This is a genomic window from Gordonia sp. SL306, from assembly GCF_026625785.1.
GTDB lineage: Bacteria > Actinomycetota > Actinomycetes > Mycobacteriales > Mycobacteriaceae > Gordonia.
In genome coordinates this window covers 2,194,893-2,206,425 of record NZ_CP113063.1, presented here as the reverse complement: position 1 = coordinate 2,206,425, position 11,533 = coordinate 2,194,893, and the positions used below count along the sequence as shown (strand labels likewise).

The window sequence follows — 11,533 nt, the reverse complement described above, 5'->3', positions numbered from 1 at the left end:
CCTGGCCGAAACTCAATAGGATGGTGCGCACATCACAGGTCCTAACGTTTCATGATGGCGTCGAGATCGATTTAGCCCAACCATGTATCGTGCTCGGTGGAAAAAACGGAGTTGGAAAGTCACGAGTTCTGCGGTCCATTGCGAAAGACGCGCCAAAAGAACGGGTTTATATCAATCTTCATACTCTGGCTGAACAGGCTCTTCGGGTGCTCAGATCGCGGGATGATTTGAATGAAATGGTGGAGGAATACACACCTCTGACTTTGGACGATGACGTCACGTCGATTTCGAAGTTGATTGTCGGACGTGAGTACGAATCGATCGAGTGGTACGATCTAGAAATAGAGCCCGCTAATGAAGACGATGCGGATGACTTTCTGTGGACAGATGATGAACCCGTTCTCCCCTTCTTCAGGGTGGAGTACCGAGGCATGCAGTATTCTGCGAAGGAGATGGGGCAGGGGGAGTTCTGTGTACACTTCCTCTTCTGGATACTCGAGAAATTCAAAGAGCGAAGCAATCTTCTTCTATTGCTCGATGAGCCCGATGCTTTCCTCCCTCCGGTTGGCGCTCATAAGTTGCTTATGTGCATTCTTCACCTATGTCTGAAGCGAAACTGGAAGGTAGTCATTTCGACTCATTCAGAGGAAATGATCCGTCTTTCTCGTCAACACGAGGGATTTGTGTTGCTGCAAGTTGACAACGATGGCAGAACTGTGGCGACCGCGTCATCGATTGATCCCAATGCCGGCAACACTCTCCTGGCGAGTCCTCCAGTCCAGCAGGTTCTGTTCTGCGAGGACGAGTCGGCCTACTTCCTACTGTCCGCTCTGTTGGACGCCAATGAGGCAGCGGCGGGCCGTCCAAGCGAGATCGTCTGGGGCACGGGGCAAGGCTGTCTTGTGGCGCTGGAAAAGGCTTTGCCGCGGTCACCCGCTCCTCGTGTGAACTTTGCCTATGTATTTGACGGCGATCAGCGAGAGACGGTGAAGTCATCTGTCGGGCGGCGGTGGCCCATAGTGTTTCTGCCAACCGTCAAGGATCCAGATACGTTGTTTATGGATTTGAGGGCCGACAAACCCGCTATCGCCCATTCGCTGGGCACGTCGGTAGCGCCCCTGTCCGAGTTCTTGGATTCCATTGAAGGCCAGGACCCTCATGATTGGGTGAACAGTCTGGGCGAGCGTTATGGCCGTCAGTTCGCTCTGCGGCAGTTGTCCGCGCTGTGGTGCAGCCAGAATCCAGCCGAAGTGGAGCCGTTCGTGACTCAACTTCAGAGCGCCGATCGCTAGTATTCCTGCGGCCCAGTTTCGTTACGGCGTTTGCTAGTGATCACGTTGACGAAAACGGACATTATTGGCCCTCGATCACCGTCTGCACTCGCAGCCTCTGGCCCGACTGGCGACAACAGCGGAGGAGTAGTAGCGCTCACGACGGCCGGGTTGAATTGTTGCATGGACGAGCACGCAGGGTTACATGAAGCTGAGACGGCCTGTCGCTGCGCGAGTAATTGTCGCAATGGTCCCGTGTAGGGTGAAATTGAGTACCAGACCGCTGTCGAGTACCGCTGCGACACCGGCGTGATCGCGCGCAACAATCACCCCGAGACTCGAGCCATCTTCGGCCAGGATCTTGAGCTCATCGCCGTCGCTCGAGGCGGCTACAGTCACCGGCACCGGGTCTGGAGACTCATTGCCCTCGAGCCGAGCCTGAGCAGTGACTACACCGGTTGCCATCATTTCTGCGAGTTTGTGTCGGTCTCTGCCCTGCACGTAGTGGAGCAGGTCGAGAACGTCTGTCGGGGTCGCTCCGAGGTTGTCGCGCCACCCTTGGATGTGCTGCTCGCTCAGGTACTCGCGCAAGCCTTCTTTATCCAGTCCGGCGCCCGCTGCCATGCGCCCCAGGTGCTGCGCCAGTGTTCGGGACTTCACGTCTCGGACGAGCAGGTCGATCGCGAGCGGTGTATCGACACCGTAACGCAAATGGGCAGCAGCAGTGGCGAGCAGCTGCACGGGGCTGTGGCGTGACAGAAGGATGTCGTTCGCCTGGGTGATTACGAGACCGACGGTCCACGACAGGTAGTGCTGAATTCCCTCGCTAACACCGTCGACCATCTGCTCTAGTCGGAATGCTGGGTCCGTGACCATGGCGAGGTGGGCGTTGGCCAGTTCGCTGAGTGTTCGGCCCGCGATCCAGTCGCGGACCACGGCGTCGGTATTCACCTCGATATCTGCACCTTTCGGTGACTTTCGGAAGCGCCAGCGCTTCGGGGCTTCAGGAAGCGCTAGCAGACGGGTGTACACGGACCGTTCGGAGAGAACGTTGAGGGTTTCCTCCAGGGTTTGTTCGTTAAGGCCGCCCGGCTGCTGTACATGGTCGGCAAGGTTCTCAGCGATCGACTCGATGTCGGCACCTGAGGCGAGGCTGGTTCCTGTCTGTGCCCAGCGTCGACGTGATGTTGGTGGTGTCTGGTCGTAGTGCGTCGCGACGCGCTCGGCGAGCTCGAGCCACCGTTCTCTGAGGTCGTCGGGGAGCTGGGTGAAGGCGAAGAGCCTCGTAACGACGTCTCGCCACGTCCGGTTGCTCGCGAGGTCGGGCACGTGCTCGAGGACGTGGAGGATGAACCAGACGTAACTGACGAATCCTCCGGTCTCCTGGTCAGGGGTCAGCTGCAGGATCGCGTCCTGTGTCTTTGCCACCAGTGCTTCGGCCTCCGCGAGAGCTTCGAGAGCGGACGGCTTGGCTATCGTCGAGCGGACCTCCAGTTCGTCGGGGCCGGGGGTGAGTCGATCGAAGTCACTGCCGGACAGCGACTTCTGGAGGGCCAGTACGATCCAGCCTTCGGACTCCTTACCGGCTCGGCCGGCCCGACCGACCGCGTTGAGGAGTTGGGCGGCACTCATCTGGAACGCGGGGTCTTGACCGTCGTACTCGGTGATTGCGATGACGACGGTGCGGACGGGTAGGTTCACCCCCTCGGTGAGGGTGCTTGTTGCGACCACGGCCTTTATCGTTTCGCTGCGGATCGCGTCTTCGACCGCTTCTTGCACCTCGACGGGCAACCCGGCGTGGTGGTAGGCCACGCCCTTGCGGACTGTTCCGACGAGCGGATGGTTGTCGCTGAGGCGCGCGGCGAGGGCGTCGGCAAGGCCTTGGGAGCGCGGGTCTTCCTCTAGTTCGTTGGCCATGATTTTCGCGGCGTCGCGTGCGGTGGCGCGGTGAGAGACGACCATGAGGAGACTGCCGGCGCGGAGCAGCAGTGTGGCTGTTCTGGCAGTCGTTGTGTAAGCGGTGGAGCTGTTGCCCTGGCCGGTGAGGCGCTTGTTGTCAGGGCCGAGGACGAGGTGACCGATAGGTGTGTCGTCGCTGGTGGTCAGGTGTTGCTCGGTCGTGTTGGTGGGGCGGACCGCCAGGAGGGCACGCAGGTCGTACCGAATTTTGTCCTTGCCGCGTCGGCTTCGAGCTGGGATGTTGGTGCGGCTGCCTTCGATCTTCTCGGTGCCCAGGAGGACGTGCAGCCGTCGTGGCGCTCTCCACTCGTCGGTGAAAAGGACGTTTGCTTGTCCGGTCGAGGTCCACGCGGCGAGCGATGCCGCATTTCCTATCACGCCGGAGAGAAGAATGAGTCGCGCGCCGCTGGCGTCTAGCACTGACAGCAGGCCTTCGAGTAGCAGTCCGCGGCCGCCGGACTCGGCGATGAGGTGGACTTCGTCGATGATGAACAGGCTGAACCGGCTCAGGATCTCCTGTGGCGATTGCCGCAGAGCGTGCATGAGTCGTTCGGGCGTCATCACCTCGACCTGGGACAGCTGATAGGTGCCGTCCACGCCTAAAGTGCCGTTCGCGCCGTGGGCGGCCGTGTTGTCGCCGGAGAGGTCCTGAGCGCCAAAGCCGTCGGGGAGGTCTGCGCCGAGGCGGCGATCGAGGTAGCGCAACCGCGGGCGGAGTCCTTGACGCATCTCCCGGCCGAGGCTGCGCAGAGGGGTTACGTAGCAGACGTCGCGGTCATCTCGTGCGGTGTGTGCACAGATGATGAGCTGTGCGAGGAGCGTCTTGCCGGCGCTGGTCGGGACGGAGACGAGAAGCCTGGAGGTCGCCGGGTCGAGGGGGCTGATGGTCGGGTGGGCGATGAGGCTGCGCTGTGGCGGCCACAGCGTCAGGATGGGCTTTTGGTCGAGGGTGAATGCCTGTTTGACGGCTGCGGGGAGGTCGGGCGGGAGGACTGCCCAGATGCTGCTCCCGGCGAGCCCGTCGGCGAGGGCGAGGAGGTGTCCGGCTACCCATCGGGTGTCCAGGTCGCTGAGGCCGACTTCGTCGTCGACGACAAGCTGGAGGTGGCCCCGGGCGGTTTCGAGTGTGTCTGGGCTGCCTTCGCGTAGGTACTGGACGAGGTCAGCGATGCCGCGCAAGAGTCGCTGGGTTGGTCCGAACATGGTGCCGTCAAGGGTGGCTAGCTCGGTTCCGCGGGTCAGAGCGGCAGCGGTGGCCGCCCAAGTGTGAAGCCGTCGGTTGAGGTCGGCCATGTCGAGGCCGAGAAACAGGATTCCGGCTTGGAGGGCGACGTCAGCGCCGTCGATAAACTTGGCTGTCTCCTCCACGACGTCGCGGACCTTACGGTAGACAGCGCTGGCGTTGGGGCTCTCGTCGGCGCGGTGATAGCCGACCTGTGCTGCGAACGCAGTGGTCATTCGCTCGCGACGTGTTTCGGCTGGGTCTTCGAGAAGGAGGTCGTGGACGTGGGCGCTGACGGCAAACGCGCGGCGGCGCTGCTCGAGCGGATACCGGGACGTCTCGGCTGTCGATGCGATTCCGTGTAGATACCAGGCGGTGCGCCGCAACGGTGTGAGATTGGTGCGGAACCCGGTGTCGGTGAGGCCGCGTACGAGCTCGATCTCGAGTTCGGCGATGAGGTCGGTGAGTTCGGCGACAGTCGGGAGTTCGGTGAGCTGGTCGTCGCCGAAAGCCGCATTGAGGTGCTCGGCCGCTAGAGCGCGCTCCACGCGTACCTCCTGACCGTCTTGGCGAGTTCGCTGTAGCAACTGATGCTGGTCGCCAGGCCGCGTAGCTGACCGGGCTTGTCCAGTAGCGGGAGCTTCTTGTTCATCTTCTTGAACGGCTTCCTTGGCAGCGGCTGGTGGGTCGCGAGCGTCACCCCGGCGCCAACGAGCTCGTCTCCTTGGGTCCATGCGGCAGGCACTTCGGCAATGAAGGTCAGCATCTCGGCGTCGTACGAGCCTGGCGTGAAGGTGCCGACGATCTTGGCGACGTAACGTTGGCCGGAGTCGGCGATCTGCTTGTACGCCTCGTTGAGGCTCGTCGACAGCGCACGAGTGCCGGTGTTCTTCTTGCTCTCCCATAGCCGAAACCGCAGTGCGCCCGAGGGGTTTTCGTAGATAGAAAACCCATCGGCGCCGGCGTCCGTAACGTCACCCTTCGGGTCGGGCTGGATGCGGACGGCTGCGTTGTCCTTGGTGAGCAGGTGCCAGAGCCACTCGCCGACGTGGCCGTGCAGGTGGTCTTGGCTCTTCGGCTTGTCCGGCAGCCCGAAGACCGGCTCGATGAACGACGCGATGGTCTCTCTGCCAGGCGACGGGATCTTGGTTCCTGTAAGGGTGTACTGGCGCCACGTGTCGTACAGGCTGGTGGCGGGGCCGAAGCGGGCCTGCATCATCGTGTCGATCAGCACCCAGGCGAGGGCGCCCGACTCCTCGGGGCTGAGGCTGACGGCGATGTGTGAGCTCCACTCGCACTTGCTCGCCTCGGCGGCGCCATCGTGAAAGCTTTGGGGTAGGTAATCGTGGATGACCAGCCGATGATGGGTTCGCGCGAACTCCTCAGACCGCGCAGCAGCCGGTTCGGCAGGCTTGGAGGGCGCCCTAGCTTTGGTCACTGTTGCTCCTGGAGTAGGTCCGCGAGGTCGGCAGTCGGCACTGGCGGCGCTGCCCCCGATCTAGTCGGCTCGACTACGTGACAGTCCACTATCAGCAATCGAAGTAGCAGATTTGGTTGCCGCGCGGTTGCCCCAGTTCCCGATGCTTAAAGCGGTTGCGCGCGGAGACGTATGGACAACTCGAACTTCGCGATTGTCCCACGCTGGTACGACGCCGAAACATGGTTCGTGTGTCGTTCATTCAGTTGAAATCCGTGACGTCAACGAAGCGCGCTGGCCTCGGCAATTGGTCCCGCGATGACTCCTGTCACCTCACCCTCCCCGACTCCCCGACGAACCCGGCAGCCCCGGAACACACGTCACCGCAAAGCAACCCGGATTCCCCTGCACGGCGCCCGCAGCGGGTTCGTCCCGCATGCAATGACCGTGCAGTCCTTCGGGGCATAGGGTCCGACCCCAATCGAGCCCAGCGTCACATTCGGATCGGCGAACTGCATGGGGTCGAAGTTTAGGTTCATCGTCGCCCGGGGGGACGGAACGCGTCGGCGAGTTGTGGGAAGGACTCGTGGTAGAGCTCGCCGTTGAGGCTCGCGCTCAGTACGGTGCCCGGGTCGGGGAGGCGTCGCCGAGGAAACCGTTCGATCTCACGAGGAGGCCGAGACTCCGCACGGCGAAGTTGTTCTGTTGTAGGAAGCCGACCATCGCGTAGGCGTCGGACGGCATCCCGGGGAGGGGCACGATGTCGTCGGGTCTACCGCGACGGGAACGACGAACCGGTGCACAGGGAGCTGTTGACCCAGAACAAGCACCCGCAGTAGCGGGTCGCTGACGACGGCGAGCGTAACTGGCGGATGCACCCGGAGTCGATAATCCGCTTGCCGTGCCACACGCCGTCGTTGACCATCACCAATCCGAGTCGCACCGGCGGGCGGCATGAAATGAAAGGCGTAGCCATACGTGTGGCGGCTGCGGCCGCGGGTAGAGAAAGTAGTCGCTCTCCTTGATGCCCGATGGCCCGAACAGGTTCCGCTGCGCGAACGCCTGCCGGTCATCGCCGACGGCGTGCTGTACCGCGTAGGCCAGAAGGTCAGGACCGTGCTGGGTGTTCTCGAAGAACGTGCCCACACGGTGCTCGACCGGGAGCGCGAGGGCTTCCTTACCGATGTTGGCGTCGACGTCGAGGGAGTCGTGTCATCGACGCGAATGAACAAGGGCGCATGGAGATGGTTCGGTGCTGGTCGACTGTTAGCATCCGGACCCAAGGACGGTATGCAGCAGCAGAGCCTAGGGGGACGCGAATGCTGGTTGATCCGGATACCCTGCGCGCATTTGCAGGCGAAACGTCTCGGACTGCAGACACGGTGAGCGAGAACGACCTGTCGAATAGCGTGCCCGCTGCGTTTGCGGGGATGCCTGGTTCCACCAGCCTCTGGGCGGCGAACTCGATCGATGCGTTTGTGACCGGTCTGGTGACGAATCTGTCCGACGGATTCGATGCGTTGGCGACCGCGGCGCGCGGCTCAGCCGACTCCTACCAAGTCACCGATCAAGACTTGGCGGTGGCGATCGACAAGGTGTTCCCGCGGTGATTCCGTCGCGGTCGCGTCTCAACGGGTGGACCTTTGGCGGTCTGCTCACCGGTGCCGAAGCGATCAAGTCGAGGGGTGCGGCGATCGAGGGTGCGGGCGCGGGCATCGAGGCTCGGTGTAACCAGTTGCCCGCGTTAAAGGCATGGGACGGAACAGCTCACGTCTCTGCGGCTGGCTCGTACGGCCGGGCCAAGGAGAAGGCCGTCGTCGTCGGAGATCTTTCGGAGGGGCTCGGGAACGTGCTTACCGAGGGTTACTGGACGTTGACGTCTGCGAAAACGACGGTGATGGGCAAGGTCGCGGACATTGAGGCGGACTCGTTCCTCGTTGGTGACCACTGGGTCGTCACCATCAAGCCGATCGAGCTGACCCCAGAGGAGGCGGAGAAGCTGGTGGATCGTCGCAACCAGCTGCAGGGCGAACTGAATCCGCTGGTGAGTGCTGTCGGCGCTGCTGACAGCGGGGTCGCCGACAGTGCGCGCGCCGCGGCCACCGCACAAGGATTCATCGCGACCGGGCCCAACCTGGCGGAGATGCTCACCGGCGGTGCGCCGCCGTCCGACGATGTACCGAATCCGATGCTGTTGCAGGGAATGATGTACCAGCGCGCGATCGCCGATGCGGATGCCGCGGTGACCGTGGCCTCGAAGACGCCAGGGATGAACGCCAAAGGCGAGCCGACGACGACGGTGTTCATGCAGGACGGCAGCAAGAAGGTGTTCACCGAGTCGACCACGTACGGCGGCTCGAGCCGGGTGCGACCGATGACGGTCGAAGAGGCCTTCGATCCGGATGGTGCGCTCGTCTCCACAACCAAATCATTCGAGATGGACAACGGGACGACTGCCACGTCGATCCGGTATGCGGATCAGACGCTTGTCGAGATCTACTCCAATCCCAATGGGTATCGCTCCGGCACCGTTTACCCGCTCGGCCGGGAACCGCAGGAGATACCCGCCAACAGTGAGTTCTTCTCGCACCCAGCGCTCACCACGGCGGGCGGAATAATTTCGGGTACCGAAGCCGGAAGCGGCAACGCACTACAGAAGTCTCTGCCGACGCTCACCAAGAACACCGTCGAAGATCTTCACTACGGAGCAAAATACGGTGGTCTTGCGCTTGCGTCGGGCGTCGCAATGTATGACGTGGTGACCGCGGACAGCGGGGCTGACAAGTGCCGAGCAGCCATCGCCGGCCTAGGGGGTGTTGCCGGCGGTTGGGGTGGCGGAGCCCTGGGTGCCGCGGTCCCGATTCCCGGGGTCAATGTGGTGACGGCCGGTGTTCTCGGGGCCGGAGGAGCGTGGGCGTTCGGTTGGGTGGGTTCTGAATTGGGTAAGGCGGTCTGCAATTGAGCGGGGAACACGTTGACGGGCTCGCCGGCTGGGACAGTGTCCGAAGCAAGACGAAAGTGCTTGTGGTGGTCGTCGCGGCACTCGCGGTGTTGGGGCTCTTCTGGGCTTACCACGGCATCCGCGCCATCGGAGATGCCCGACTTGTCTACGTGTTGTTCTATCTCCCAGCTGCTGTGGGCTGTCTCGCCGTAGCAGCGCTGACGATCGTCATCATGCGGCAGCGGCTGAGGAACTCCGTCGCACCGCGGACGGCTGTCACCGTTGCGTCCGGCACGATTTCGTTCCAGATGCCCAGGACGTTGGAATGGGGATACTGGGTCGTCTTTGTACTGACAGTCATCGCAAGCGTGACCCTCGCCGTTGGGATGTGGACGGATGCGTTGACATTCCCGATGAGCTCAGGCTTCGACATGGTTCTGCCGTTTGTCGCTCTGGCGTTGGGACTGTACGGAGCAGTGGCCCTGATCTGGTTAGCGATGGGGTTTGCACGGTTCCCCACAATCGACTGCACGCCTGATGATCTGGTGGTGCAAGGGTTCAAGGCGCGCCAGCAGATTCGTTGGTCTGAGATCGTCGACGTCGAGCCGGTGGCCTCGAACAACAATCTGGGACTGGCGATCACCGTCGCTGACGGTGCCCACGCACAGGTCGACATCAACTTCATCGGGCCCCTCGCCCCGGCCCGCCGTGATCTGCAACGGTCGATCACGGTTGCCGCTGACCTTTTCGCTGTCGGCGCCGATCAGCTTCTGGCCTTCCTGCAGCACTACGTGAAACATCCCGACGCTCGTGACGAGCTTGGTGATGGTCGTGCGGTTGAACGGTTGAACGTCGCGGGTTAGCTTGCGGGTCAATTCATTTCGAAATGAGATAGTCCAGTTGGGCTTGGCCGAGTTCGGCTCGACCCGATTATCGTCATTCATGGAACTGACCCTTGGGTAGTCGCGGTCGAGCAGAACTGGGCCAGTCTCCCTTGGTGATCACGGTTCATGTGTCGGGAGATGAGGTGAAGTCCATCCAGCGTCCGTGTCCAAGATATAGGGAGTAGAGGTGCTCGTCGGGAAAGTTCCCCATTCGAAGGTAGAGCGGCGTCGTCGAGGTTTCGCCGCGGAACCAGCCGGCGTCGTCGGGGTCTGGAGTGAAACTTGTCTGCGTGGCCAGCGCGGCCTCGAGATCGGGAACGGTAGTTGCGCGGGTAACCATTGAGGGCCTAAGAACGCTCCATGACGGGCATTGTCGCCACACGCTCCGACCCGACCCATGAAACCCTGTAATCCATTGCAGCACAGCTTATGAACGAATCTCCGAGATCGGAATTGACTCCTGCGGTCCGAGTGAACAATGGCCCCGGACGGGGTTCTGTGCTCGACTGCGTTCCGCACGGCGGACACGGCCGGCGAGGCCTTCAATCCGGGAGTCGATCGAGTAGTCGACGATTCTGGTCGAGTACAGGTCCTTGATCGCGCAGAGGTAGAGCTTGCCCTCGTCGGTGCGGGCCTCCCTTTTGTGTTCAGGCCCTTCTTCTTCGCGAACACCGACCAGATTCGCTCCTGTGAGCACGGCCTGGCGACGCGATTCTCGCCGGCGGCGATTCCCCGGCCGGGGTTGTTCGACGGCGATGAAGCGGTAGCCGAAGGCGAGATCGTCGGTGTGGATCTCGCGCGCGGCATTGATGAGGTGTGCGGCGTCCCAATCTCGTGGTGAAACTGGGTCCTTTTTCCACTTGTAGAACACTTGGGTGGAGAATCCGAGAACCCGGCAGGTCACCGTGACGGGCACTCGGTCAGCAGCGAGGTCGAGGACCAGCGGGTACATCATTTGTGGGTTGACGTCCCGGGACAGATAGGCGACGGCACGACGCATGACCTCGCGGTCAGCGATCTTCAGCCAGCGGGGTGCAGGCGCCCTTCGGAGATTCCGAAGTCCTTGGCGATCTGACGCCGTGAGGCCTCGCCCTTGCGGGCGACGGCGATGACGTCGCGGCGGAACTCCTCGGGGAAAGGCTTCGGCATGTGGACATCCTCCCATCGTGAGGAGTGGTCCTCACAGATCAGATGTCAACCAAACCGGGGGCAGTCCCTTTCATTCATTCACGGTCGATAGCAACTGCGGAAGGGGCCGAACGGACCGACGTTCTGCCCGTTGAAATACTGGTAGCGATCAGCAACGAACGCGATCGCTGGCATCCTTCGTGCGCCGGTCGCGAACTCGACAAGGGTATACAGGCGCACATTCTGCCTCCAATGCACCTGGATGTTGCCCGGAGCGAAAGTGTAGGGCCGGCCGGGACGCACCGTCACGAATGGTGACGAAACCGCGGCCACTCCTCTGCGGTTTACGGCATTCTGCGCGAGCAGCGTGTATCGCACTCTCACAACGCGGCTAGTTCGCACGGTAGGGCCACCGATTGATACTTGTAGAGCAGACCAGGCTGGCTTGTACTTGCACTGCGCGACATTTGGTGACGACGCATTGCCAGGCGGGCGCCCGTTGGCGCCGATCGGACTGGCTTCGGAGACGCCAACGAACAGACTTGACACCAACCCCGCGCCCAACAAGACCAGCAAGAATGATCGAACAGGATTCTTCATTACAAACCTCGGATCTATTCAATAGTTGACCGATCTATGGGCTACGGTAAGCGCGAAGCTGCAGCGCCGTGCCCGCAACGCACAAAGCTCTCTGCGGCTCTTGTTTCGATC

Annotated in this window: 7 protein-coding genes and 1 pseudogene; 4 read left to right on the top strand and 4 right to left on the bottom strand. The window is 62.0% G+C overall.

Annotated elements, in window-relative coordinates:
- Nucleotides 1-20: 20 nt before the first annotated feature.
- Nucleotides 21-1,292, top strand: coding sequence for an ATP-dependent nuclease (locus OVA31_RS10115; protein WP_267630964.1), 1,272 nt, complete (start codon nucleotides 21-23; stop codon nucleotides 1,290-1,292).
- A 180-nt stretch (nucleotides 1,293-1,472) separates the two neighbouring features.
- Here OVA31_RS10115 and OVA31_RS10110 read toward each other — a convergent pair whose 3' ends face one another.
- The 3 genes from OVA31_RS10110 to OVA31_RS10100 all read right to left on the bottom strand — a co-directional run bounded on the left by OVA31_RS10110 (nucleotide 1,473) and on the right by OVA31_RS10100 (nucleotide 7,015).
- Nucleotides 1,473-4,838, bottom strand: a complete 3,366-nt coding sequence (locus tag OVA31_RS10110; RefSeq protein ID WP_267630963.1) for a DEAD/DEAH box helicase — start codon at nucleotides 4,836-4,838, stop codon at nucleotides 1,473-1,475.
- A 146-nt stretch (nucleotides 4,839-4,984) separates the two neighbouring features.
- Entirely contained in the window at nucleotides 4,985-5,890 is a 906-nt protein-coding gene (locus tag OVA31_RS10105; RefSeq protein ID WP_267630962.1) for a hypothetical protein, read from the bottom strand.
- Between the two features lie 903 nt (nucleotides 5,891-6,793).
- On the bottom strand, nucleotides 6,794-7,015 hold the full coding sequence (locus tag OVA31_RS10100; RefSeq protein WP_267630961.1) for a hypothetical protein: 222 nt from the start codon (nucleotides 7,013-7,015) through the stop codon (nucleotides 6,794-6,796).
- A gap of 173 nt (nucleotides 7,016-7,188) precedes the next feature.
- Here OVA31_RS10100 and OVA31_RS10095 point away from each other — a divergent pair, with 173 nt between their 5' ends.
- From OVA31_RS10095 to OVA31_RS10085, 3 genes are read left to right on the top strand one after another with little or no spacing between them, the layout of a single operon-like run.
- The gene (locus OVA31_RS10095) at nucleotides 7,189-7,479 is read left to right on the top strand and encodes a type VII secretion target (protein WP_267630960.1); all 291 of its coding nucleotides are present in this window, start codon (nucleotides 7,189-7,191) and stop codon (nucleotides 7,477-7,479) included.
- On the top strand, nucleotides 7,476-8,831 hold the full coding sequence (locus tag OVA31_RS10090) for a hypothetical protein (protein ID WP_267630959.1): 1,356 nt from the start codon (nucleotides 7,476-7,478) through the stop codon (nucleotides 8,829-8,831). The genes OVA31_RS10095 and OVA31_RS10090 overlap by 4 nt, the downstream gene beginning before the upstream one ends.
- A complete protein-coding gene (locus OVA31_RS10085) occupies nucleotides 8,828-9,673 on the top strand; it encodes a hypothetical protein (RefSeq protein ID WP_267630958.1) in 846 nt (281 codons plus the stop codon). Before OVA31_RS10090 ends, OVA31_RS10085 begins: the two co-directional genes overlap by 4 nt.
- Before the next feature lie 372 nt (nucleotides 9,674-10,045).
- On the opposite strand, the pseudogene OVA31_RS10080 reads toward OVA31_RS10085, so the two are convergent.
- Nucleotides 10,046-10,843 (bottom strand): annotated as a pseudogene (locus tag OVA31_RS10080) (DDE-type integrase/transposase/recombinase); the annotation flags it as partial.
- Nucleotides 10,844-11,533 lie beyond the last annotated feature (690 nt).

Coding starts and splice junctions, on each gene's coding strand:
- OVA31_RS10115 (WP_267630964.1), top strand. CDS start 21: ATGGTGCGCACATCACAGGTCCTAACGTTTCATGATGGCGTCGAGATC.
- OVA31_RS10095 (WP_267630960.1), top strand. CDS start 7,189: ATGCTGGTTGATCCGGATACCCTGCGCGCATTTGCAGGCGAAACGTCT.